We start from the raw sequence: 24,446 nt of genomic DNA, 5'->3' as shown, positions 1-24,446 counted from the left end.
CCCGGCCACCCCACCCTCATGTCTCCCCGGCGGTTCATGACGAGTCGTCAGGCGTCGCCGAGTACGGCGAGCTCTCCAGGGGTGAGCAGCCGAGAGCGGGTCAGGAAGCGCACCCCCTCGGGGGCCTCCAACGAGAACCCGGCGCCTCTGCCGGGCACCACGTCGATGGTGATGTGCGTGTGCCGCCAGTACTCGAACTGGGACGCCGACATCCACACCGGAATCGGTGCGGCGACGCCGTCGACCGTGAGGTCTCCGAGATGGACGTCGGCGGCTCCGGTGCGGAACTCTCCCGCCGGGTAGCACATCGGCGCGCTGCCGTCGCAACATCCGCCCGACTGGTGGAACATCAGCGGGCCGTGCTCCGCGGTGAGCCGTCGCAGCAGAGCGGCCGCGGGCTCGGTGACGTCCACCCGTGCCGCCCGGCCCTCCGTCGTCTCCACGATCAGAAGAAGCCCTGCGCGTTCGGCGCGTACGACACCAGGACGTTCTTGGTCTGCTGGTAGTGGTCGAGCATCATCGCGTGGTTCTCGCGGCCGATGCCGGACTGCTTGTACCCGCCGAAGGCGGCGTGCGCCGGGTACACGTGGTAGCAGTTGGTCCACACGCGTCCCGCCTGGATCTCCCGGCCTGCGCGGTAGGCGGTGTTCCCGTCTCGCGTCCACACCCCGGCGCCCAGGCCGTACAGGGAGTCGTTGGCGATTTTGATGGCGTCGTCGTACTCGTCGAACTTCGTCACCGACACGACGGGGCCGAAGATCTCCTCCTGGAAGATCCGCATCTTGTTGTCGCCTTCGAACACGGTCGGCTGGACGTAGTACCCCCCGGCCAGGTCGCCGCCGAGGTCCGCCCGCCGGCCTCCGGTGAGGACGCGGGCGCCCTCCGCCCTGCCGATGTCGATGTAGGAGAGGATCTTCTCCAACTGGTCGTTGGACGCCTGGGCCCCGATCATGGTCTCGGTGTCCAGGGGGTGACCCTGCCTGATCCTCTTCACCCGCGGGATCGCGTCGGCCAGGAACGAGGAGTAGATCGACGACTGGATCAGCGCCCGCGACGGGCAGGTGCACACCTCGCCCTGGTTCAGCGCGAACATCGCGAAGCCCTCCTGCGCCTTGTCGTAGAAGGCGTCGCGCGCGTCCGCGACATCGCGGAAGAAGATGTTCGGGCTCTTGCCGCCGAGCTCGAGGGTGACCGGGATGATGTTCTCGCTGGCGTACTGCATGATCAGCCGCCCGGTGGTGGTCTCACCGGTGAACGCCACCTTGCGGACTCCCCGGTGCTGCGCCAGCGGCTTGCCCGCCTCCGCGCCGAACCCGTTGACCACGTTCACCACCCCCGGCGGGAGCAGATCCGCGATCAGCTCCAGCACGACGTGGATCGAGGCCGGGGTCTGTTCGGCGGGCTTGAGCACCACGGTGTCGCCCGCCGCCAACGCCGGGGCCAGCTTCCAGGCGGCCATCAGGATGGGGAAGTTCCACGGGATGATCTGCCCGACCACGCCCAGGGGCTCGTGGAAGTGGTAGGCCACGGTGTCGGCGTCGAGCTGCGATATCGAGCCCTCCTGCGCCCGGATCGCGCCGGCGAAGTAGCGGAAGTGGTCGATGGCCAGCGGGATGTCGGCCACGAGGGTCTCCCGCACGGGCTTGCCGTTCTCCCAGGACTCGGCCACCGCGATGGCCTCCAGATGTCGCTGCATCCTGTCGGCGATCTTGTTGAGGACCTCGGCGCGCTCGGTCGGCGACGTGCGGCCCCAGGCCGCGGCCGCGCCCTCCGCGGCGCGCACCGCGCTGTCGACGTCCTCTGCGGTGCCCCGCGCCACCACGGTGAACGTCCTGCCGGTCACCGGAGTCGGGTTCTCGAAGTACCGGCCTTTGACGGGCGGCACATACTCGCCGCCGATGAAGTGATCGTAACGAGGTAGGAACGTGACGACGCTCCCGGCCTCACCCGGTGCCATATACCGGACCATCCTCCTGACCTCCCCAAATGCTGAATTATCGTGAGACAGGGGAATACGCCGAAGGTAGGGAAATCGGCGTTGCAGCGTCGTTGCACGGGGGAGGCGCGGGCACGGCGCCGCTCGCACGCGCTCGCCGGCGCCACGTCGCGCCGAGGACGCGGGTGCGATCCCGGCCACCGTCGGCGACGGCAGCCCTGACGCGCCCCTCAGGGCCGCCGCGGAGTGCACCATGGACGTCGAAACCACCGGGATCACGGCCGCTCGTCTGTCACCGGATCCGGGAACGCAGTTCCGCCTGCTGCAGCAGGTCCGCGAGGCCGTTCTCAGCGGCGCGAAACCGCCCGCGCCGCCCCGCCCGATGATCTCCGAGTCCTGGCGGCGCTCGCTGGCCGCGCACGTGGACCCGGACCACTACCGGCCGCCGATCGTCTACGGATCGGCCGAGGTGGCCGACGTGCGCGCGGCCCACCCGCTGCACGACGTGGTGCCGATGCTGCGCGAACTGCTCGTCGGCATCGCGGACGAGTCCCGGCACGTCATGATCGTCACCGACGCGGACGGCGCGATCCTGTGGCGCGAGGGGCCGGCCGACATCCGCCTGCGGGCGGACCGGGTCGGGCTGTTCGAGGGCACGCTCTGGGCCGAGGCCGCCATCGGGACCAACGCGATGGGCACCGCGCTGGCGGTCGGCGGCCCGGTGCAGATCTATTCCGCCGAGCATCTCGTGCGCGCGTACCACCCCTGGACCTGCGCGGCCGCGCCCGTACACGACCCCGACACCGGCGCGATCCTCGGTGCCGTCGACGTCAGCGGGCCGCTCCACACGTTGCACCCGGCCGTGGTCTGCCTGGTCAACGCGGCCGCACAGCTCGCCGAGGCGCGTCTTCGCGATCTGATGGAGGTCCGGGACGAGCGGCTGCGCTCCGCGAACATGCGGCACCTGGCGGGCCTGCGCGGCGAGCCGGGCGCACTGCTGACCCGGTCCGGCCGGGTCGTCGCCGCCCAGCCGGACAGCCGATGGCCCTGCCGCATACCCGTACCGCCCGGGGCCGACCGGGTCGTCCTCGACGACGGGCTCGAGGCGCTGGTCGAGCCGCTGCCGGAGGGATATCTGGTCCGCGTCCCCGCCTCGAGGCGGGCCGCCGCGCGCCGGCCCAAACTCTCGTTGTCGTTCCTCGGCGATCGGCCGGTGGCCGTGCTGGACGGCCGCGAGCTCCCGCTGACCCTGCGGCGAGCCGAACTGCTCGCCGTGCTCGCCCTGCACCCCGCGGGCCTGACCGCCGAACAACTCGCGCTGCATCTGTACGGCGACGCGGGCAATCCCACCACGGCGCGCTCGGAGATCCACCGGCTCCGGGCACTGGCCGGCGAGTCCGTCATCGATCCCGGGCGCTACCGGCTGCGGGCGGACGTCGACGCCGACTTCCTGGGCGTGCGGGCCGCGCTGCGGTCGGGCGACGTCCGGGCGGCGGTGGCGGCCTGTCACGCACCGCTGCTCGCCCAGTCCGAGGCCCCCGCGGTCCGGGCGGAAAGCTACCAACTGCTCGCGGCGCTGCGGAGGGCGGTCCTCGACCACCACGACCTCGAAGCCCTGTGGACGTTCGGCCAGAGCGAGCCGGGCGGCGACGACATCGAGGTCTTCGAGCGGCTCGCCGGAGAACTGCACCCAGGCGACCCGCGACAGGCGGTCGCCGCGGCCAGGCTGGCCTGGCTCCTCGCCGAGGACGGCTGACGGGACGGGATGGGGACGCCCCCATACCCGTTCAGAGGAGGCGGACTGTCATACTCCGCCCATGGCGATCAAGACGCGACCGGACACGGCGGTGCCTGCCACGGGCTGGGTGTTGCGCTCCGCGGTGACGGCGGACATCGAGGTGCTCGTGGAGTTGCGGGCCACGGTCATGCGTCCGGATCTGGAACGCCTCGGGCGCTACGACGAGCACCGGGTGCGGCAGCGGCTGCGGGACTCCTTCTCCCCGCAGTACACGTCGATCATCATGGTCGGCCGCGAACTCGCGGGATGCGTCACGGTCCGGCCCGCGGAAGACCGGCAGTGGCTGGAGCACTTCTACCTCGCTCCTGACCGTCAGGGCCAGGGGCTGGGATCCGCCGTCCTGCGCACGGTGCTGGAGGGGGCCGACGCGCAGGGCATGGCCGTCGGCTTGAACGTCCTGCAGGGCAGCGCCGCCCGCCGGCTCTACGAGCGCCACGGATTCGCTGTGGAGGCCGAGGACCCGGTCGACGTCTTCATGGTGCGCCCGCCGGGGGCCACGGCGGGCACTCCTGCGGAAGCCGGGACGCCCCCATCTCAATCACGGCCCGCGCTGTAAGACCGGCCGCCGGCGGGCTGACCGGTGAGAACGGCGACCGCCGCCGCCAGGGCGTCGCGCTGCACATCGGTCCAGGTGGCCGCGTCCCCGGCGTCCATCGGGTGACCGTGGGCCAGAGTGAGGATGTGGTCGAGAAGCCGCGCGGCCGGGAGGACGGCGCTGACGAGCCCGGCCGCCTGGGCCTGCTCGAGCGACGCGACCTTGTGCTCGAGCGCCGACCTGATCAGAGGTGAGGACCGCATGGACTCCGTGCGTTGCAGGGTCTGCCACAACTCGAGCCGGACCAGGTGGGGGTTGGCGCGGTAGAAGTCGAAGACGCGCTGGGCGTATCCGGGCAGGTCGGTCGGGTCGAAGGGCACGGCGGTCTGGACGAGCAGGATGTTGTGCTCGAGCACGGCGTCGAAGAGGCCGTCCTTGTTGCCGAAGTAGGCGTAGATCATCCGCTGGTTCGCCCCGGCGCTCTCCGCGATGCCGGCGGTACGCGCACCGGCCAGGCCCAGGGCCGAGAACTCGGCGGTTGCGGCGTCGAGGATGCGGCGTCGTGTCGCCGCCGCGTCCCGGGCGGAACGCGGACCTACGGCGTCAGGAGCCATGGGGCACCGTCGAGTACTGGTCGCGGGTGTCGTCGGTCATGTCGGTTACTTGTCTCCCGTTCGCGATTCGCCGGCCCGCTGGTGCGCGCCGCGCTGGGCGTCGTCACGCGTCGGCCGACCGACTGAGATCCTCCCATCGGTCCAGCTCGGCGATCTTGCGCTGCTCGCTCTCGCGGATGCGGTCGAGGGCGGCGCCGGAGAGGGGGAGCCAGAGCGGCGGATCCGGCAGTTCGAGCACGCCGAGCAGCACCTCTGCGGCGCGCCGGGGGCTCACGCCGTACGCGGCGTGCGGGTCGCCGTATCGCGCCAGCATCGGCGCCATCGCCTCCGCGTACGGTGCGCTGGGCCGCGGCAGCCGCATCGACGAGGCGAGAGTCGTCGCCATGGAGCCCGGCTCCACGATCGTCACCTTCACTCCGAAAGGCGCGACCTCGGCCGCCAGCGCCTCCGAGAACCCCTCCAGCGCGAACTTCGCCGTCACGTACGCCCCCAGGCCGACGGCTGGCGCGAGCCGTCCGCTCACTGAGGACACCTGCACGATGTGCCCGCCGCGCTGCTCGCGCAAGATCGGCAGGGCGGCCTTGGTCAGGTGGACCGCACCCCACAGGTTGGTCTCCACCTGCGCCCGGAAGTCCTCGAGGTCGGTGTCCTCGATGGCGGCGACGTCGGAATAGCCCGCGTTGTTGACCAGAACGTCCAGACGGCCGAACTCCTCCACCGCGGTCCGGACGGCGGCGCCGGCCGCGCGCGGATCGGTGACGTCGAGGGAGACGGCACGTGCGGCGTCCGGATGCTGCTCCACGAGTTCGCGCACCGCGGCGGCGTCGCGAGCGGTGACCACCACCCGGTGGCCGCGCTCGAGCGCCGCTTCCGCCAGTGCCCTTCCCAGCCCTCGGGAACTGCCGGTGATCAGCAGAGTCTTCTTCACCGCCACGCCTTCCGGATAAGTAAGTAATTGCATACTTACCAATATAAGGCGGCCGCGCACTCGGGCTCGACACGGGGGAGTCCGTACCGCGTCAGCGGCCGTCACGACCTGCGCGGACGCGTCTTCGCGACGCAACGCCGTTGCAACGCGGCACGCTTATCGTCTTCCTCACGTCGACGCCTCCGCGAACTCCCGGCCTCGAGGCCTGGGCCAGCGGCGCCTCCCGTGGCATCGAGCCCGCACAGTCGCGTGAGAAGGCAGGTACGAGCCCATGGCCCCCGCCGATCTGGATCCCCGGCACGACTACCCCCTGGCGTCCCACCGGCCCGAGCTGATCAGGACCCCCACCGGCAAGCGGCTCGACGAGATCACCATGCAGGCCGTGCTGGGCGGCGAGGTCACGGCCGAGGACCTCCGCATCGCGGCGGAGACGCTGCGGCTGCAGGCGCGGATCGCCGACTCCGTCGGCAGGCCGCAACTCGGCCAGAACTTCCGCAGGGCCGCCGAGCTGACGACGCTGCCGGACGCGGAGGTTCTGCGGATCTACAACGCGCTCCGGCCCCGGGCCTCCACGAAACGGGAGCTGACCGCCATCGCCGAGGAGCTGGAGCGGGACCATTCCGCCACGCTGTGCGCCCGGCTCGTCAGGGAGGCGGCCGAGGTGTACGAGCGCCGGGGCGTCCTCGCGGGCTGACCACGTCGGAGGGATCGGGAGACGGGAGCGTCGATGAAGGCCACCAACGTCACGAGTGACCCGGGCCCGGGGGCCGCCCGGCGATCCAAGCGCACCCGGATTCTGGAGGACCGGCCCGTCAACCTCGACGGCTTCGTGGAGGAGTGGCCCGAGGTCGGCATGGTCGCCATGGACAGCCCCTTCGACCCGTCGCCGAGCGTGCGGGTGGAGAACGGCACGATCGTGGAGATGGACGGCAGGCACAGGAGGGACTTCGACTTCCTGGACCAGTTCATCGCCGATCACGCGATCGACGCCGGCGCGGCCGAGCAGGCGATGGCACTGGACGTCGTCGAGATAGCGCACATGCTGGTCGATCCGCGGGTGTCGCGGGCCGACGTGCTGGCGGTGTCGCGCGGCCTCACCCCCGCCAAGCTGCTCGAGGTCGTCAAGACCATGAACGTCGTCGAGATGATGATGGCCCTGCAGAAGATGCGGGCCCGGCGCACCCCGGCCAACCAGGCGCACTCCACGAGCGCCAGGGACAACCCGGTCCAGGTCGCGGCGGACGCGGCGGAGGCCGCACTGCGCGGATTCCGCGAGCTGGAGACCACACTCGGCGTCGTGCGCTACGCGCCGCTGGTCGCCATCGCGCTGCAGGTCGGCGCGCAGACCGGACGACCCGGCGTCCTCACCCAGTGCGCGCTGGAGGAGGCCACCGAGCTCGAACTGGGCATGCGCGGCATCACGGCCTACGCCGAGACGATCTCGGTGTACGGCACCGAGCAGGTGTTCTGCGACGGCGACGACACCCCGTGGTCGAAGGCGTTCCTCGCGTCCGCGTACGCCTCACGCGGGATCAAGATGAGGTTCACCTCGGGTACCGGTTCCGAGGTGCAGATGGGCAACGCCGAAGGCAGGTCCATGCTCTACCTGGAGGTCCGCTGCATCCTGGTCGCCAAGGGCGCCGGGGTCCAGGGCCTGCAGAACGGCTCGATCAGCTGCATCGGCGTGCCCGGCGCGGTCCCGGCGGGCATCCGCGCCGTGCTCGCGGAGAATCTCATCGCCAGCACCGTCGACCTGGAGTGCGCCTCCGGCAACGACCAGTCCTTCTCGCACTCCGACATGCGCCGCACCGCGCGGCTGCTGCCGCAACTGCTGCCCGGCACCGACTTCATCTGCTCGGGCTACTCCGGCGTGCCCAACTACGACAACATGTTCGCCGGGTCGAACCTCGACCCCGAGGACTTCGACGACTGGAACACCATCCAGCGGGATCTGCAGGTCGACGGCGCGCTCCGGCACGTCCCCGAGGCCGAGATCCTCGCCGCCCGCAACCGGGCCGCGCGTGCGCTGCAGGGCGTGTTCGCCCACCTCGGACTGGCGCCGATCACCGACAAGGAGATCGAGGCGGTCACGTACGCGCACGGCAGCAGGGACCTGCCGTTGCGGGACGTGCTGGAGGACCTGAAGGCGGCGCAGTCGGTCATGGACCGGGGCGTCACCGGGCTCGACATCGTCAAGGGCCTGGAGGCCGGTGGTTTCTCCGACGTCGCCGAGGCGCTGCTCGGCGTGCTGAGACAAAGGGTCTCCGGCGACCTCCTCCACACGTCGGCGATCCTGACGCCGGAGCTGACGACCCTGTCGGCCGTCAACGATCCCAACGACTACGCGGGCCCGGGCACCGGTCACCGTCCGAGCGGGGCGCGCTGGGAGGAGATGAAACGGCTGCGGCACGTCGTCAGCGCCCGCGATCCCGAACAGGGAGGCGTCCCCTCGCCGGGGACCGGGCGCACGCTGAGCCTGAAGGAGAAGGGCCCGGCCCGTCCGGGACGCCGCGCGGGTGAGGTGGTCATCGGCGTCTCCCCGGCTTTCGGCGACTTCTTCTCGAAGACCATCGTCGACGTCCCGCACGCCGAGGTGCTGCGCGAACTGCTGGCCGGCGTCGAGGAGCAGGGGGTGCACGCCCGCGTCATCCGGGTCCGCGGCAGCTCGGACCTGGCGGTCATCGCGCACACCGCGGCCAGGCTCTCCGGATCCGGCATCGGCGTCGGCGTCATGTCACGCGGCACCACCATGATCCATCAGCGGGATCTGCTCCGCCTGTCCAACCTGGAGCTGTTCCCGCAGGCGCCGCTGATGGACCTGGAGACCTTCCGCAGGATCGGCCGCAACGCCGCCCGCTACGCGAAGGGCGAGTCGCCGGAACCGGTGCCGTCGCGCAACGACCACATGGCCCGGCCCCGCTGGCAGGCCAAGGCCGCGCTGCTGCACATCAAGGAGACCGAGTTCGTACGGCCGGGCGCGGGGCCGGTGGAGCTCGAGGTGCTGATCCGCATGCGCCACACCGGCTGAGGCGGGAGTACGGGCATGTCCCTGGTGGTGGGGGTCGACATCGGCAACTCGACCACGGAGGCCTGCGCCGCGGACGTCGGTGCCGACGGAGAGGTCACGTACCTCTCCGCGGCTCTGGGGCGGACCACCGGAGTCAAGGGCACCACGGCGAACGTCCCGGGCGTCGTCGAGGTCGTGGCCCGGGCGCTGGCCGCGGCCGGGCGTGATCCGGCCGACGTGCAGGCGGTGCTGGTCAACGAGGCCACCCCGGTGATCAGCGGGCTGGCCATGGAGACGATCACGGAGACGGTCATCACGGAGTCGACGATGATCGGGCACAACCCCGACACTCCAGGCGGCGTCGGGCTGGGAGTCGGCACCACCGTGGCCTTTGCCGGCCTGCCGGACTGCGCCCCGGGCGACGCGGTCATCTGCGTGGCCGACGCGGACGTGGACTTCGAGGACGTCGCCGCGGGGATCAACGCCGCCATCGCGCGAGGGGTGCGGGTCACCGGCGCGGTCGTGCAGGCCGACGACGCCACCCTGATCGCCAACCGGCTCCGCGAGCCGGTCCCGGTGGTCGACGAGGTCACCCTGGTGCACCGGGTGCCGCTGGGCATGCCGGCGGCAGTCGAGGTCGCGGAGCCGGGCCGCACCATCCGGACGCTGTCCAACTCCTACGGGATCGCCACGGTGTTCGGGCTCGATCCCGAGCAGACCCGCATGATCGCGCCCGTGGCGCGGGCCCTCGTGGGCAACCGTTCGGCCGTCGTGGTCCGCACGCCGTCGGGGGACGTCACCGGCCGCAGGATTCCCGCGGGCGCCCTCACCCTGATCGGCGAGCGGGCGAAGCGGTCGGTCGAGATGGACGCCGGAGCCCTGGAGATCATGGAGACGTGGCGCCGGGTGCGGCCGCTGGTCGACGCGGACGGCGAGCCGGGCACGCACGTAGGCGGGATGCTCGCCCGCGTCCGCGGCACCATGGCGGAGTTGACGGCGATGCCCCGCGACGCCGTGCGCATCCAGGACGTGCTCGCCGTGGACACGTTCGTCCCGCAACGGGTCACCGGCGGCCTGGCGGGGGAGTTCGCGCTGGAGAACGCCGTCGCACTGGCCGCGATGGTGCGCACCAGCAAGGGTCCGATGGAGTTGCTCGCCGCGCGGCTGCGGGAGGCGCTCGGCACGGACGTGCTCATCGGCGGCGTCGAGGCCGACATGGCGCTGCTGGGAGCGCTCACCACCCCCGGTACGGCGAGGCCGATGGCGATCCTCGACCTCGGCGGCGGATCCACCGACGCGGCAGTCGCCGACGCGGGCGTCGCCGAGGGCGCGCAGGTGCGCTCGGTCCACCTGGCCGGAGCCGGTGACCTGGTCACCAGCCTGATCGACTCCGAACTCGGGCTGGACAGCACGGACCTCGCCGAGGAGATCAAGAAGTTCCCGCTGGCGAAGGTGGAGAGCTTCTTCCACATCCGCATGGAGGACGGCACGGTCCGCTTCTTCGACGAGGCCCTGCCCGCCGAGGCCTTCGCGAGGGTGGTCGTCCTCACCGATGCTGGGATGCGGCCGATCCGGACCGGGCACGGTGTGGAGCGGATCCGCCAGGTGCGCCGCTCGGCCAAGCAGCGGGTCTTCGTGACGAACGCGCTCCGCGCGCTGGAACAGGTGGCTCCGGGCGGCAACATCAGGCAGCTCGGCTTCGTGGTCGTCCTCGGCGGCGCCGCGCTGGACTTCGAGATCCCCGACATGATCGCGGAGGCCGTGTCGGAGTTCGGGATCGTCAGCGGGACCGGAAACGTGCGCGGCTGCGAGGGCCCGCGCAACGCCGTGGCCACCGGCCTGGTCGCCGGCCACGCCTCGGCACGCGCGGCGCATGCGGAAGTGAGGTGTGGCTAGGTCATGGCGGGTGTCATCCGTTCGGACGGCGTCGGCGTCGGCTCCGGTGGCGTGGTGCGGACCCGGCCCGAGGTGCCCGAGGGCGTGGTGCGGATCCGGCCCGAGGTCGTGGTGCTGTGCCGTCCGGACCCGCGCAACCGGCGTTGCCTGCGCGAGCTCGGCGCCGGCATGGAGGAGGAGGGCGTGCCGTTCCGCGTGGAAGACGCCACTGAGGACGGGACCGAGCTCGAGGTGGGGGACGGCGCCGACGACGGGACCGACCACGGGGTTGGGCACGGCGCCGACGACGGGGCCGGGCACGGCACGGGCGGTGGCGCGGTGGAGCTCGCCTTCGCCGCCGCCCAGGCGTCGCACCTGGACGTAGGGGTGGGCGTGGACGCCACGGGGAACGTGTGCGTGCATCATGCGAAACTTCCGCCGGATGCGCCCGCGCTGAGCGGCACGGCGTCCGATGCCCGGGTCATGGGCCACAACGCCGCCAGGCTGGTCGTCGGTGTCCCGTTCAAGGGCACGCCGGCACCCCTCGATGAGTGGAAGGAGGGGCCATGACGCACGCACGGCTCGGCCTCGCCGAGGCCCGGCGCGTGCTGGAGGCCGCGCTGGGCAAGGCCGATGAGATCGGGCAGCCCATGAACGTCGCCGTGGTGGACGGCGGTGGTCATCTGCTCGCGTTCGCCCGTCAGGACGGAGCGATCCTGGGGAGCGTCGACATCGCCGTCCGCAAGGCCCGCACCGCCGCGCTGATGGCGATGACGACCGAGGAGCTCGGGGTCTCCGCCGCTCCCGGCGGTCCGCTGTACGGAATAGAGGCGACCAACGACGGCCTGGTGATCTTCGGTGGCGGAGTCCCGCTGACGGGGACGGACGGCGAGGTCGCCGGTGCGATCGGGGTGAGCGCGGGGACCGTGGAGCAGGACGTCGTGGTGGCGACAGCCGGCGCGGACGCGTTCGAGATTGGCGCAGGGTGATCGGCGCGGGCGTGTTCGGGACCCGCGCCGGGTGATCGGTGCGGGTGTGGGCTCGGAACGGGAGTGGTCGCCCTCGCTTCGAGTGTGGTGCGGTATGGCCCCGGTTTCGTTTCTCACGGAGAGCGCGCGCGTTTCCATGAGAAACGGAAAAGCAGGGCCGATGCCCTCGGCCGCGGTCGCCCCAGCAGCGTCTCGATCCGCCGTGACACCTCCATGAGCGAGCCGGGCGGGCCGCCCACGCCCATGAGCAAGCCGGGCGAGCCGGGCGGGCCGCCCACGCCCATGAGCAAGCCGGGCGAGCCGGGCGGACCGCCCACGCCGGGAATCGACCTCCTGACCGCGGCACCGGCCGACCTCGTCGGCAGGGTGTCGGCGGACCCGGGGCCCGGTCGCTACCTGAAGCTCCACTTCTGGTTGTCGCTGCCCGCGCACGACCACAGTTGCAGGCGCGCTCCGTTGTACGTGCCGAGATCCACGACGTCCACGCACTTGTCGGCCGCCGTGTTCACCAGGTCGTGCCGGGAATTGAGCACGAACCGCTGCGCGGATCCGCCGGTGCAGGTGTTCACCCGGATGGCGGCGCCGTTGGCGGTCGAGCCGCCGGCCACCTCCATGCACAGGCCGAGAGAGCGGACCGTTCCGTCCGACCGGAAGTCCCACTTCTGCCAGGAGGCTCCGGTGCAGTCCCAGATCTGCAGGCGGGTGCCCGCGACCGCCTTCCCGTCCGTCACGTCGATGCAGCGGCCGGAGCCGTGGTTGAAGACCATCCGTCCGGTCGCGGGCGCGGGGGGCGCCGACGGAGGCTTCGCCGACTGCGACTGGCTGGTGGTCTGCACCTGTGACGTCGTCTTCGCGGGGGTGGCCTGCGTCTTCGGCGTAGCGGCCGGTGGCGCCGCCGCGTTGCCGCCCGCCGATCCACCTGTCGACCCGCCTGCCGATCCACCCGCCGATCCGCCGGCCGCGGGCTTCCCCGGTTGCGCGAGGGGAGGGGCGGCGTTTACCGCCAGCGGGGCGACGGCCCTGCCGTTGCCGCCCGGGGCGGTCACGGTGACGGTCGGCCTGGCGACGGTGACGGTCGGCCTGGCGGTGGGGCCGTGCGCGCCGGGAGCGGGCGCCGCGGCCGGAGGCGCCGCGGGGTCGACGGCCGACTGGGCCGCCACCGACTGCGCGGAGCCGCTGCCCGGCCACGGCACCAGGCCCGTGAGGCCGGTCGTCGCACCGGAGGCGACGACCGTGATGACCACGCCGGCGAAGGCGGCGGTGACCCACACCCGCCTGCCGGGCAGCCATCCCCGCGGAGGGATGGGAGGGCGGCGGGCGAAGACCTCGGCGAATCGTCCGGTACGCGGGCGCCCGGCGGGCGCGTCGGCGGACTGCTGATCACGAGAGGGCGGCACACGATCTCCAGAAGGATGGGGGGCGCGGAAACGATCTCGGCCCATCCCTACGGGCGGGTGAACTCAGAAGACACGCCGGATTAATGACGGCCGTCTTCACGCCCGCGCAAGTCCGCTGCGGACATGTAGAGGAATGTTCATTTTGCCGTGGGCCGCCCGATGATCATCCGCCCCTACCATGATCGGCGGTCGCGCGTGACGCTGAACACGCACGCTCCGGCCACCCCATCATTTAGGCCTCAGAAGAGAATGGTGCAGCGGTCTCATGAGCGGCCCGACAGGGGACGGACCTCAGCCGTCCGGCGTCACCACCACCTCGTCCGCAGCGCCCTCGTGGACCGACGTCCTCGTGGCGGAACGTGATCGTCTTCACCGCTTCGTGACGAGCCTGGCCGGACACGACCCGTACCACGTGGAAGACGTCGTGCAGGAGACCCTGCTGCGTGCGTGGCAACTGCGCGAGGAGCTCGACTGGCGCGAGCGCCCCATCCGGATGTGGTTGTTCCGGGTGGCGCGCAACCTCGTCATCGACGGCTGGCGCAAGGACCGGGTCACGCCCGTCGGAATCTCCGCCGCCGACTTCCCGGAGCCGCTGGCCGTGGCGGATCCGGCAACGCTGGCGGTGGACCGGCACATGCTGGTCGACGCGTTGCGCGGCCTGGCGCCGGTCCACCGGGAGGTCGTCGTCCACGTGCACATGGTCGGCACGGCGGGTGCGGAGGTGGCGCGGCTGCTCGGCGTCCCCCGCGGAACGGTGAAGTCCCGCAGCCACCACGGCCTGCGGATGTTGCGACGGCACTTCGAAGGGCGGCAGGCCGCCGCATGAACACGCCGCGATCTCGGAACCTCGCCGCCTTGGCGGCGCCCGCTCCGGAACTCACCGTCGTGCTCGGCGTGGCCGGTGGGCTGCTCGTGCTCGTCGTCCTCGTGCATCTCGTCGTCGGCCGCCTCGGCGGCTGGCGGGCCTTGCGCCGCAGGGTGCGCCGCGAAGTGGCGCTGACGGTCAGGGCGTTCGCCGCCCCCTTCAGGGCCCGGGTCCGTTATCGGCGCCGCCTGCGGCTGCTCGTCAGGCTCCTGGGGCACCCCGCCGGATGGGGCGACGCCGAACGGGCGATGACGGAGGCCGCACGCACCGGAATCCGGCCGTACGCCGCGCTGCTCGGCCCCGGCAGGGTCGGCGTGATGGTCGCCTTCGGCCCGGGGGACCCGCCGGAGCCGCCGGATCCGTGGGCCGCCGACGCCGCGGACCCCCGATTGTGGTGGATCGACCGTGCCCACCTCGCAGCGCCCGCGCATCCCGATGGCGCGGCGCCGCTCCTCGTGTCGGTGGGCACGGACGGAGACCACGCCGTGCTGCTCGACCTGATGCCGGAACCGCCCGTCGTCGCGATCGGCGGCGACCCCCGCGTGGCCAGGCCCGTTTTGCAGACCATCGCGGCGCAACTGGACGCCCGGCTGCCCGAGGCCGCGGTGACCGTCGCCGGCGACGTGCACCCGCGTCACTCGGGGCAGGACGCGTCCGGCGCCGTCGCCGCGGCGGCGCGCCATGCGGCATCGGGCGCCCTCACGTTCGCCGTCTGCGGGGCCTCGCCCGCGGGCATGCCGGTTCCGCGCGGCGTACGGCTGATCACCGCGGGCGTCGCTCGCGGCCGGGCGTGGCTGCTCACCGCCGACAGGTCCGGCGGGATGCTCGTTCACGGCACGCCCCTGCGCGTGGACGTCCTCCCGCTGCCCGCAGCCGTGGCCCGTGTCGTCGGCGCCCTCCCGCCGTACGGCGGGGCACACGAGGGCCTGCGGCCGTCGGCGGCGGGCGACCTCGTGGCACCGCCGCCCGCGGACCCGCCGGGACACTCCGCCGTGGGCGGGAGACGGCCCGGCGTCGCCTCGGCGGAGGACGACTTCACGGAACCGGAGCGGCAGCCGGGCGGCGTCGGCGGCGTGTCCGCCACCCGGACCGGCTGACCCGGGCCTGCTGCCCCAGACACGGACATCCCGCCGCCGGCGGTCACGGTCATGCGGCGCACCGCATGCCGGGCACATCCTGGAGATATCAGGTGAAAATCACCCTAACCACCGTCGACAGCACGGACGGCCGTCGTCGCGACCACCTCCTGTCGCTACCCGCGCAGGCCACCGTCGGCGATGTCGCCGACGCCGTGGACCGGCCATCGCCCGAGCAGGGCCGTACCGGCCCGGGATCGGCCGGCTCGGCGGGCGCGGGGTCGGCCGCGACGGCGGGCTCGCCCGGCGCCCGGGACGCCTCGGGCGGCCTGGACGCCGCGGGCGCCGACCGGCCGACCGGCCACACGACTTCTCGGCGGACGGTCTACCTGGGCGCACGGCGGCTCGATCCGGCGACGCCGATCACGCAGGCCGGCATCGGGGAAGGGGCCGTCCTCGGGCTCGGCGGACCCCCGGAGGAGCAGGAGCATGTACGGGTCGGCGAACCTCCGGAGGGAGCAGTGGTGCTCGCCGAGGTGCATCTGGTGGCCGGCCCCGGCGCGGGACTGAACTGGCGTCTCGGCCAGGGCAGCCATGAGATCGGCTCCGACCCGCTGTGCGCCGTCCGCCTGCCCGGCGGTGAGGTGCCGGAACGCGGGCTCTGGGTGACCGTCCGTCCCGACGGCTCGGCCTACTGGCATCGCACGGAGCCCGCCGCGGTGGGAGTGCAGGTGCGCTCGGTGTCGCCTCCCGCGGACGACGAGGTCACCGCCGCGATGAGACGGCATCTGCCCGCGGACCCGGCCGGCGCCGACATGGGCCTCACCCCGGACGACGCCCCTCCCGTGCCGCCCGGCGCCACTGTCTGGTCACCCGACGACGACCTGGCCGCGGGGGCCGCGCTGCTGCGGCTGTCGGCCCCCGTCGAGCCGGACGCGGCGGTGACCCCCTCCGCCGACGGCGTGGGCGTGGACTACAACCGGCCGCCGCGCATCGCGCCCCACCTCGACGCGGAACGCGTCCGCCTGCCCGGCCCTCCGGCGCCCCCCGGCCGGCGTCCGTTCCCCCTGCTGCTGATGCTCTCCCCGGCCCTGCTCGGACTGGTGCTCGTCGGCCTGCTGGGTTCGTACTACTACCTGGCGTTCACCGTCCTCAGCCCGACGATGGCGCTGTTCAACTGGATCAGCGGCCGCCGCGGCAACCGCAGGCAGCACCTGGAACAGGTGCGCCGCTACCGCGAACGGCGACGGCTGCTCGAGCGTGAGATCCACGATGCGGTGGTGCGGGAACGCAGGGTCCGCGGGATCGTCGGCCCCGACCCCGCGACGGCGGCGCTGATCGCCTGCGGCCCCGGCGGCCGGTTGTGGGAACGGCGCCGCCGGGACCCCGACCACCTGGTCCTGAGGCTGGGCACCGTCGACCAGCCGTCGGTGAAGGAGATCGACGACGCGGCCAGGGACGAGAACCACCGCGTCGCACGCTGGAACCTCGAGGACGTGCCGATCGGCGTGGAGGTCGCCGACCACGGCGTGGTGGGCGTGGCGGGCGCGGAGGCGCCCGCGCAGGCACTGGCCCGCTGGCTGGTCGCCCAAGCCGCGGTCCTGCACAGCCCGCGCGACCTGCGCATCGTGGTCCTCACCGAAACCGAGCGGGCGGCCGGGTGGGACTGGGTGCGCTGGCTGCCCCATCTGCGGCCCGCGAACCCGGGTGGCCCGGTCGTGTCCGTCGGCAACGACCCCGAGTCGGTCGCCAACCGGATCTCCGAACTGGTCGCGCAGGTGCAGGCGCGGCAGCGCGCCCTCGGCTCCTCCATGGGCAAGGCCATGTTCACCGAGCCCGACGTGCTGGTCGTCGCCGACGGCGCACGGCGGCTCCGCGACGTCCCCGGCATGGTGCAGATCCTGACCGACGGCCCCCGGGTGCGGATCTTCAGCGTGTGCCTCGACGAACAGGAGCGGCTGCTTCCCGAGGAATGCAGCACGGTCGTGCTCGCCTCCTCCGCCCATCTCACCGTGCGCCGCACGGGTGCGCCGGACATCCGCGAGGTGCGGCCCGATCTCGTCACGGCCCCATGGTGCGAGCAGGTGGCAAGGGCCATGGCGCCGATCCGCGACGTCAGCCCGGACCACGACGGCGGGTTGCCGCAGCAGGTGCGCCTGCTCGACCTGATCGATCTGGAGCCGCCGACGGGGGAGGCGCTGATCGAGCGCTGGCGGAAGCGGCCGGCCTCGACCCGGTTCGTCCTCGGCACGGGCTACGACGGCCCCCTGGCGCTCGACCTGGTCCGCGACGGCCCCCACGGCCTCGTGGCGGGCACGACGGGATCGGGCAAGTCGGAGCTGCTCCAGTCGTTCGTCGCCTCGCTCGCCGCCGTCAACCGTCCGGACGAGCTGACGTTCGTGCTGGTCGACTACAAGGGCGGCAGCGCCTTCCGCGAGTGCGCGGAACTGCCGCACACGCTCGGCATGGTCACCGACCTGGACGCCCACCTGGTGGAGCGGGCGCTGGCGTCGCTCGGCGCGGAGCTGCGCAGGCGGGAACAGGTGCTCGCCGACGTCGGAGCCAAGGACCATCAGGACTACCGCGCGAAACGGGCGCTCGACCCGTCACTGGCCCCGCTGCCGCGGCTCCTGCTCGTCATCGACGAGTTCGCCACCCTCGTGCGCGAGGTGCCGGACTTCGTCCCCGGCCTGATCGGCATCGCCCAGCGCGGGCGCTCGCTCGGCATCCACCTGATCCTCGCCACGCAGCGCCCGGCGGGAGCCGTCACGAGCGACATCCGTGCGAACACCAACCTGCGGATCGCGTTGCGCGTCACCGACGCCATCGAAAGCCAGGATGTCATCGACACCTCGGAGGCCGTGCACATCTCCTCGGGGACACCGGGAAGGGCCCTCGTCCGGACGGGTCCCAAGTCCGCCGTGCCGTTCCAGTCGGCCTGGGTGGGCGCCGAGCGCCCGACGAGCGAAGGAGAACGACCGCGGCCGGTGGCGCACCGGCCCGTGCGCGCGGCCGAGCTGTCCTGGACCGGGCTCGGCCGTCCCGCCGCGCTGCCTGCCGCGGAGGAGGCCGCCCCCGCCGTCGCCGCCGCCCCGGTGCCCATCGACCTTCAGGCGCTGGTGGCAGCGGTGCGGGAGGCGGCGGACGGGCTGGACGACTACACCCCGCAGCCGAGCCCGTGGCTGCCCCCCTTGGACGAGCACGTGCTGCTGGACGAGTTGCCCGAGATCGACCAGGAAGGCGCCCGCGGCGGGGCCGTTCCGCCGCCGATCCCTTACGCGCTGGAGGACGTGCCGAAGCTCCAGCAGCGGAGGGTGGCCACTGTCGACCTCGCGGTCTTCGGCCATCTCTACGTGATCGGCGCCCCCCGCTCCGGCCGTACGCAACTGCTGCGCACGCTGGCGGGCTCGGCCGCGCGTACGGCGGGCACCGCCGACGTGCACATCTACGGGATCGACGCGGGCGGCGGCGGGCTGACCGTGCTGGAGGCGCTCCCGCACTGCGGCGCCGTGGTCTCCCGGCACGACGTCGAGCGGCTCGACCGGCTGCTGCGCCGCCTTGTCGCCGAGCTGACCGAACGGCAGGAGCGGTGCAGCGCGCATAACGCGGCCGACATCAACGAATTGCGCGCGATGTCGGCCAAGAAGGACAGGCCCGCCCACATCCTGCTGCTGATCGACGGCTGGGACGCCCTGTCGGGGGTGCTGGACGAGCACGACAACGGCCGGCCGCTCGACCTGGTGACGAGGCTGCTGCGGGAGGGCGCCGCGATGGGCGTCCACGTCGTCGCGACCTCGGAGCGGTCCCTGCTGGGTGGCCGGCTGTCGGCGCACAACGACCACAAGCTGCTGCTGCGGCAGGGCGACCGGGCCGACTACCAACTGGTCGGGCTCTCGTCCGGCAAGGTGCCCGCGAACGTGCCCGCCGGCCGCGGCTGGCACCTGCTCAGCCGTACGGAGACGCAGGTGGCGCTCCTCGCGCCCGGCGAGGGCGGTCAGGAGCAGGCGGAGGCGCTCAGGGAGATCGGCAGGCAGGCCGCACGCCGTGACGCGACGGTGCCCGCGGAGCGCCGGCCGTTCCCGGTGGCGGCGCTGCCCCGGTCCGCGGACTTCACCGAGGTGTACGAAAGGGTGCCGGAGCAGTCGCGGCGGCCGATGTGGGGCCTCGTCGGGCTCGGCGGCGACGACGCGGGTCCCGTCGGCGTGGACTTCACCGGTCCCGCCGCGGTCTTCGGCGTGTACGGCCCGCCCGGATCGGGCCGCAGCACCGCGCTCGCCACCCTGGCGGTGTCGCTGTTGGCCGGCGGAACCTCGCTGGTGGTGCTGACCCCGCGTGAGTCGCCGTTGCGGGAGCTCGGCCGGCACGCCCACGCCCGGGTCCTCGACGATCAGGACCCGTCCACGCAGGACGTGCAGGCGGCGCTCGCCGCCTTCGACGGGCCCACGGTCGTGGTGGTCGACGACGCGGACCTGCTCGCGATGCCCGAATGCGACCGGGTGCTGAAGGAGATCGCCGTCTCCGGGCGCGACCGCGGCGTGGGACTGGTGTACGCGGGGCCGGCCGACGCGCTGCAGGTGGCGATGGGCGGCTGGGTCTCGGCGGCCAAGCGCGCCCGGAGGGGCCTGCTGCTCGCGCCCAAGGCCCTCCAGGAGGGGGACATGATCGGGGTGCGGCTGCCGATGCAGCTCATCCGGTCCGCCCTCCCGCCGGGGCGGGCCGTCATGACGGGGCCGGGAGGCGAGCCGAGGATGGTTCAGCTGCCGCTCACGGTTCTGCGCACCGGCGAGTGAGACGACGGCGGCCCGCCGGCCGGGAGATCCCGGCCGGGGGCCGCCGTGCCGCTGAGGCGGGCCTCCGTCAGCCGTTCTTCCGCAGCTCCCCGGCGAGGTTGCGGTCCATCTCCTGCATCGAGTTCAGGACGTCGCGGAACATGCTGGCGAAGCCGCTGATGCCCTCCATGGCGCTCGTCAGGCCGGTGTTGAACTTGTCGTAGGTCTCCTGCGTGGCGACGCTGCTCTCCGGGAAGACGAAGCTTTCGCCACACATGGTGTGGATGCGGTTCTGCAGCTCGGTCAGCATCGGCACGATGTGCTCCTTGGCCGAGTCGAGGCGCTGTGAGACCTCCAGGACGTCGTCGAAGTCGAGCACGATGCTCTTCGGCATGGGAATCCTTTCGATGAACCGTGCCGGTCGATCCGGCCGGGGGTCATTGGATGCCGGGTCGCTGGCCGCCGGGGACAGGGGTCTGCGGCAGTGGCGGCGGTCCGTCGTCGCCGTCGCCGCCCGAAGAGTCGCCGCCGACCTGCTCCCACTGCTTGCCGGAACCGTCGCGGTGATATTCGGTCTTCTCGCCGTCACCGTCGGTGACGGTCATGGTGCCGCTGCCGTCGTCGTTGAGGTGGGTCTCAGAGTGGACCTTCGTTCCGTTCGAGAACGTCGTGTCCGTGGTGTAGGACTTGCCGCCGTCGGTGTAGTCCGTGACCGAGGTGTAGGTCTGACCGTTGTGCGTGACGGTCGTCTCCTCCTTGATCACGTTGTAGTTCTCGTCGAGGGTCAGGTGCGTGTGCGTCTGCCCCCCGTCCGTGGTGTAGGTGACGTCGACGGGCGGAGGACCGGGGTCCGTCGCGCCGCAGAAGCCGGGCATGTCGCCGTTCTCGTTGGGGACGCACTGGTCGGCGTGCGCGTTGCGGTAGTCCCAGGCGTCCTTCTCGTTGCGCCATTCGTCCAGGCCCATCCGCGAGCCCATCACTCCGAGGCCCTCGGCGATCTGGGAGTCCGCGTCGAAGAACGCGTCGGCGACGGAGCCGAAGATGTCGCCGAGCTGCGTCAGATGGTCCTTGGCCCTGTCCATCGGATCCTGGGCCAGGCGGTAGAGGCTGCGGAAGGCGCCCGTCACGTCCTCGCTGCCGAAGACCTCGCCGGCGTCGCCGTAATCACCTCTGCCGAGCTGCGAGAAGACGCTGTTGTTCAGCGCGGGTGAGATGCGGTCGGCGAGGTCGTGGAGGTCCTTGCGGGCCTCGTGCAGCAGGTCGTAGTCGATCAGGAAGTCGGGCACGGCACCTCCGGGGGGGTGGGTCGACATGTCCACGTGCGGAGCGGGCGCGGAGTTCGCCAGCGGCCGGTGAATCCTGGGCGTCACCCCACCGGCCCGCGGGTGAACAGAACACGATCTCGCCCGGGGAATGAACCGGACCCCGGGCTCGAACGTGGTCACCGCAGGGCCACATCCCCGCCGTTGTGGCCTCCGCCACCGACCCGCAGCGGAAAGGACGGCCCATGGGGCAGCGCCCCACCGACTGGAACGCCATCGGGCTCGGCGGCGATCCGACGCCGGGCGACCCCGATCGCATCGACGAGGTGTCGCGCTCGATGGCGGACCTCGGCAGGGTCGCCAGGGAGATCGACGAGGCGCTGACCGCCGTGCTGAACAAGGCCGGGGAGGGCGCCTGGATCGGCCAGACCGCCGACGCGCTCCGCGAGAAGATCAGCGGCCCGCTGCGCGCGTTCGTCCAGAGCATCGCCGAAGCGTTCGAGTCCTCCTCGCAGGCGCTCAACACGTACTCGGGCGTGATGCGCCAGGAGCAGTGGCGGGCGGACAACGCGCTCGGGCAGGGACGGGGCCTGGCGGAGGACGATCCGCGACGCGGCGAACTCGCCACGACCGCGCGCCAGGCGGGCGACGCCCAGGCCGAGGCCGGAAGGGCCGCCGGCGCGACGATCAGCAGGGTGGCCCGCGGCATCAAACAACCTGTCTCCGACTGCGACCTCTTCTGGGAGGCGTTCGGCTGGCTGGCCATCGTCCTGATCATCCCGGCGCTCATCTTCGGCGGTCCGATCGCGCTGCTGGCCATCGGCGTCAACCTCACGCTCTTCGTGAAGACCGCGATCGACTTCGCGCAGGGCAAGGCGAGCCTGCTGGACTTCTTCCTGGCGGGGCTCGGCCTGATCGCCCCCACCACCAAGGCGGTGCCGATCCTCAAGATCATCAGCGCCGGAGCGAAGATCACGTGGGGCGGGCTGAAGTCGATCGGGCAGACGGTCTTCACCTTCTTCCGCGGGATGTTCACCAACGGGGGTTTCCGCCCCTTCGCCTTCCTCCCCGGCATCCGCGACTTCGCGTCGGTGGCCGGCGGCTGGGTGAAGTCCGGCGGCCTGTGGGTGATGGCCTCCCTGCACAACCTGCCGGCTCTCGCGGGCATGGCCGTGCACAACGGCGGCCTGATCGCGATTCAGGGGATCAGGGCCATCCCCGGCATCGCCCGCGGCGTCCCCTCCCTGGTGTCCAAGGGCGCGCTGACGAGCCTCAGGTTCCTTCAGTCGGAGTTCGGCGGCAGCAAGTGGCTGCGGCTGGTGCTGCCGGTCGACGCGGCGGAGATCGGCAAGTACGGCCTGAAGGGCGCCCTGCGCATCGGCCTCGTCGACCGAGGGCTCATGGGCAACTTCCGGTTCGGCGCCCCGCTGGTCGGCGCCGCCGGGCGGACCGTGTCGGTGTTCACCGCCGTCACCCCTCCGCCGTCGGTGTCCGTCTTCGCGCACGGAACCGCTCTCGACGCGATGCCCGTCCCGGTACGGCATCTCGACGCCCTGCTCGACGTGCCGCGCGCCGAACTGACCCGGATGCAACTCGGCGACTTCACCGGCCCCGGGAACCTCCAGTTGCCGCCGTTCACGGCCGGCGCGGCGAACCTCGCCGTGTCCCCGCCGCACCCCGGGCACATCATGTCCGTGTCGCCCCCGTCCTCGCACCTGAGCGCTCATCTCGTCGACGGCCTGTCCTCCGGTTCCGGCCTGGGACGGCTGGCGGACGCGCTGGTGGACACGCCCATCGGCGAACTGCGCATGATCGCGGCGGGCGACTTCGCGAACTGGACCAGCACCAGCACAGGCGTACGGCTGGACGTGGGAGCCGGAGGCCTCGGGGTGACCTCCCACCTCGCGGGCCGGCCCATGGGCGACCTCGGCTCGGTCGGCGTCCCGTCGGCGCTCGGCCTGCCGGGGACGTCGCTGCCGGGCGTCGCCGGGGCGGCGCACCCGGGCGCGCTTCTCGGCGGCCTGCCCGCTCCCGTGAACACTCATCTGCCGCAAACCCCGCATGTGGGTGGAACTCACGCGATCGACCTGGTGGCGGGGAATCCCGCCGCCGGTGCCTCGGGCACCCTGCACGCACCGGCGGCGGCCGGGCTGACCGGGATCCCCGTGGCGCCGACGACCAACGCGCTCGATCTGCTCTCCGCACCGGCCCACGTCAACCGGGCGGAAGGACCCGCCCTCGGCGCGGGCGCCGGTCTGAGCGACCATGTCGTCTCCGCTCGCGGCGCGGACCAGGTCGGCATGCACCTGCACGAGAGCGCGCCGCGTCCCGACGTGGTGACCAGGCCGGCCTCACCCGCGACTGTCACGCCGTCCACCGCCCTCGAGACCGTCGCGTCGATCACCATGCCGGCCCCCGCGACGCGCGGGGGCGCGGACGCCTTCGCCGGAGCGCCCGCCGCCCCGGCGCCGCACGGCACGGCGGGCCCGTCCTCGCCGCCCACCCTCGTACGGGGGCACGGCGGCGACGCCGGCCCGCCGAACGCCGGATCCGGCAGGCCGACCGGAGCGCAGATCGAACAGTTGTGGCTGGACCACGACCAGCGGGTGGCGGCGCTGTTCGGAGCCTCCGACGACCCGGCGCGACTCGACCGCATCCAGGCCTGGAGCGACCTGGTCGGCGGCAAGCGCGAGCTGACACGAGTCGAGGGGGTGCTGGACGACCTTTCGGGCCGGCCCGGCTCCGGGTCGAGTGGTCCGAGTTCCCTCCACGTGCAGGCGCAGCAGGCCGTCGACGCCGCGCGGCAGAACGTCGACGACAGCCTCGCCCACCTCACCGGTCTGGGAGTCGACCCGGCGCGGATCGAGCGGGGGATGGCGGAGATCGTCGTGGACAGCGTGCGCGAACGGCCTCGGCTGCTCGGCGGCTCGAGCGGCTCCGGCCTTCCGGACGGCGTGCTCGACGACATGACGCCCCCGCACGCCGGCGAGGGGGCGTTCACCGGCGCGCCTCCGGCGGCCCACACTCCCGGCCCGTCCGTCTCGAACACCACCGTCGAAGACGCCCTCCAGTTGCTGCAGCATGAGGCGCCGCACACACACGGTGCGGGACCCGCGGTGCACACCGGCGACGACATCGCGCACCTGGGCGAGGACGCCGTCGCGCTGGGCGGTCCCGGGCCCGAGCGCTGGATCAGCACGTCACCTGACGGCGCGCTGCAGGTGGTCGACAGGACGGGCTCGGTGCAGGAGCACCTCACGGTGACCGCGCGGCCGGACGGCGGTTTCCAGGTCACGGACGCGGCCGCGGGTGGTTCCTTCGTCCGCTACGACGGTGGCGGTGTCCGGGTGCAGGCGGGCACGCCGTTGGGTGAGGGGAACGTCTTCGCCGTTCTA

General features: G+C 72.5%; 18 protein-coding genes. 11 read left to right on the top strand and 7 right to left on the bottom strand.

Annotated elements, in window-relative coordinates:
- Positions 1 to 47: 47 nt before the first annotated feature.
- Together Pph01_RS34930 and exaC are read right to left on the bottom strand one after the other, a co-directional pair.
- Positions 48 to 443 carry a DUF779 domain-containing protein gene (locus Pph01_RS34930; protein WP_239117240.1) on the bottom strand — a complete coding sequence of 132 codons (396 nt, stop codon included), beginning with the start codon at positions 441 to 443 and terminating at the stop codon, positions 48 to 50.
- 2 nt (positions 444 to 445) lie between these two features.
- On the bottom strand, positions 446 to 1,969 hold the full coding sequence (gene exaC, locus Pph01_RS34925) for an acetaldehyde dehydrogenase ExaC (RefSeq protein ID WP_204077490.1): 1,524 nt from the start codon (positions 1,967 to 1,969) through the stop codon (positions 446 to 448).
- Positions 1,970 to 2,189: 220 nt separating this feature from the next.
- Between exaC and Pph01_RS34920 the strand changes: the two genes are divergently transcribed.
- Both Pph01_RS34920 and Pph01_RS34915 read left to right on the top strand, forming a co-directional pair.
- Positions 2,190 to 3,692, top strand: a complete 1,503-nt coding sequence (locus Pph01_RS34920) for a GAF domain-containing protein (protein ID WP_204077489.1) — start codon at positions 2,190 to 2,192, stop codon at positions 3,690 to 3,692.
- 61 nt (positions 3,693 to 3,753) lie between these two features.
- Positions 3,754 to 4,290 carry a GNAT family N-acetyltransferase gene (locus tag Pph01_RS34915; protein ID WP_204077488.1) on the top strand — a complete coding sequence of 179 codons (537 nt, stop codon included), beginning with the start codon at positions 3,754 to 3,756 and terminating at the stop codon, positions 4,288 to 4,290.
- On the opposite strand, the gene Pph01_RS34910 is transcribed toward Pph01_RS34915, so the two are convergent.
- Both Pph01_RS34910 and Pph01_RS34905 read right to left on the bottom strand, forming a co-directional pair.
- Positions 4,269 to 4,883, bottom strand: coding sequence for a TetR/AcrR family transcriptional regulator (locus tag Pph01_RS34910; protein ID WP_204077487.1), 615 nt, complete (start codon positions 4,881 to 4,883; stop codon positions 4,269 to 4,271). The two genes, Pph01_RS34915 and Pph01_RS34910, sit on opposite strands and share 22 nt — an antisense overlap.
- Before the next feature lie 103 nt (positions 4,884 to 4,986).
- Positions 4,987 to 5,844, bottom strand: a complete 858-nt coding sequence (locus Pph01_RS34905; protein ID WP_204077486.1) for an SDR family NAD(P)-dependent oxidoreductase — start codon at positions 5,842 to 5,844, stop codon at positions 4,987 to 4,989.
- 238 nt (positions 5,845 to 6,082) lie between these two features.
- On the opposite strand from Pph01_RS34905, the gene Pph01_RS34900 reads away from it, so the two are divergent.
- From Pph01_RS34900 to Pph01_RS34880, 5 genes are read left to right on the top strand one after another with little or no spacing between them, the layout of a single operon-like run.
- Positions 6,083 to 6,505 (top strand): diol dehydratase small subunit, encoded by a 423-nt coding sequence (locus Pph01_RS34900; RefSeq protein WP_204077485.1) that lies wholly within the window; start codon positions 6,083 to 6,085, stop codon positions 6,503 to 6,505.
- Between the two features lie 33 nt (positions 6,506 to 6,538).
- Complete coding sequence (locus Pph01_RS34895; protein ID WP_204077484.1) at positions 6,539 to 8,839, top strand: propanediol/glycerol family dehydratase large subunit; 2,301 nt, start codon at positions 6,539 to 6,541, stop codon at positions 8,837 to 8,839.
- A gap of 15 nt (positions 8,840 to 8,854) precedes the next feature.
- Positions 8,855 to 10,714: a diol dehydratase reactivase subunit alpha gene (locus Pph01_RS34890; RefSeq protein ID WP_204077483.1), complete on the top strand. Its 1,860-nt coding sequence runs from the start codon at positions 8,855 to 8,857 to the stop codon at positions 10,712 to 10,714.
- A 3-nt stretch (positions 10,715 to 10,717) separates the two neighbouring features.
- Positions 10,718 to 11,263 (top strand): glycerol dehydratase reactivase beta/small subunit family protein, encoded by a 546-nt coding sequence (locus Pph01_RS34885; protein WP_204077482.1) that lies wholly within the window; start codon positions 10,718 to 10,720, stop codon positions 11,261 to 11,263.
- A complete protein-coding gene (locus Pph01_RS34880) occupies positions 11,260 to 11,682 on the top strand; it encodes a GlcG/HbpS family heme-binding protein (protein ID WP_204077481.1) in 423 nt (140 codons plus the stop codon). Before Pph01_RS34885 ends, Pph01_RS34880 begins: the two co-directional genes overlap by 4 nt.
- A gap of 392 nt (positions 11,683 to 12,074) precedes the next feature.
- On the opposite strand, the gene Pph01_RS34875 is transcribed toward Pph01_RS34880, so the two are convergent.
- Positions 12,075 to 13,079: a ricin-type beta-trefoil lectin domain protein gene (locus tag Pph01_RS34875; RefSeq protein WP_204077480.1), complete on the bottom strand. Its 1,005-nt coding sequence runs from the start codon at positions 13,077 to 13,079 to the stop codon at positions 12,075 to 12,077.
- A 265-nt stretch (positions 13,080 to 13,344) separates the two neighbouring features.
- On the opposite strand from Pph01_RS34875, the gene Pph01_RS34870 reads away from it, so the two are divergent.
- The 3 genes from Pph01_RS34870 to Pph01_RS34860 all read left to right on the top strand — a co-directional run bounded on the left by Pph01_RS34870 (position 13,345) and on the right by Pph01_RS34860 (position 19,810).
- Entirely contained in the window at positions 13,345 to 13,905 is a 561-nt protein-coding gene (locus Pph01_RS34870) for a sigma-70 family RNA polymerase sigma factor (protein ID WP_204077479.1), read from the top strand.
- Positions 13,902 to 15,041, top strand: a complete 1,140-nt coding sequence (locus Pph01_RS34865) for a hypothetical protein (RefSeq protein WP_204077478.1) — start codon at positions 13,902 to 13,904, stop codon at positions 15,039 to 15,041. The genes Pph01_RS34870 and Pph01_RS34865 overlap by 4 nt, the downstream gene beginning before the upstream one ends.
- Before the next feature lie 92 nt (positions 15,042 to 15,133).
- Positions 15,134 to 19,810, top strand: coding sequence for an FtsK/SpoIIIE domain-containing protein (locus tag Pph01_RS34860; RefSeq protein WP_204077477.1), 4,677 nt, complete (start codon positions 15,134 to 15,136; stop codon positions 19,808 to 19,810).
- A gap of 67 nt (positions 19,811 to 19,877) precedes the next feature.
- Here Pph01_RS34860 and Pph01_RS34855 read toward each other — a convergent pair whose 3' ends face one another.
- Together Pph01_RS34855 and Pph01_RS34850 are read right to left on the bottom strand one after the other, a co-directional pair.
- Entirely contained in the window at positions 19,878 to 20,183 is a 306-nt protein-coding gene (locus tag Pph01_RS34855; protein ID WP_204077476.1) for a hypothetical protein, read from the bottom strand.
- A gap of 43 nt (positions 20,184 to 20,226) precedes the next feature.
- Positions 20,227 to 21,075, bottom strand: a complete 849-nt coding sequence (locus tag Pph01_RS34850) for a hypothetical protein (RefSeq protein ID WP_204077475.1) — start codon at positions 21,073 to 21,075, stop codon at positions 20,227 to 20,229.
- Between the two features lie 221 nt (positions 21,076 to 21,296).
- On the opposite strand from Pph01_RS34850, the gene Pph01_RS34845 reads away from it, so the two are divergent.
- Positions 21,297 to 24,446, top strand: a 3,150-nt coding sequence (locus tag Pph01_RS34845) for a putative T7SS-secreted protein (protein WP_373315705.1), incomplete at its 3' end; no start/stop codon positions are given.

This window comes from Planotetraspora phitsanulokensis (assembly GCF_016863295.1).
In the GTDB taxonomy this organism is placed as follows: domain Bacteria; phylum Actinomycetota; class Actinomycetes; order Streptosporangiales; family Streptosporangiaceae; genus Planotetraspora; species Planotetraspora phitsanulokensis.
This window is presented reverse-complemented; position numbering and strand designations above follow the sequence as displayed.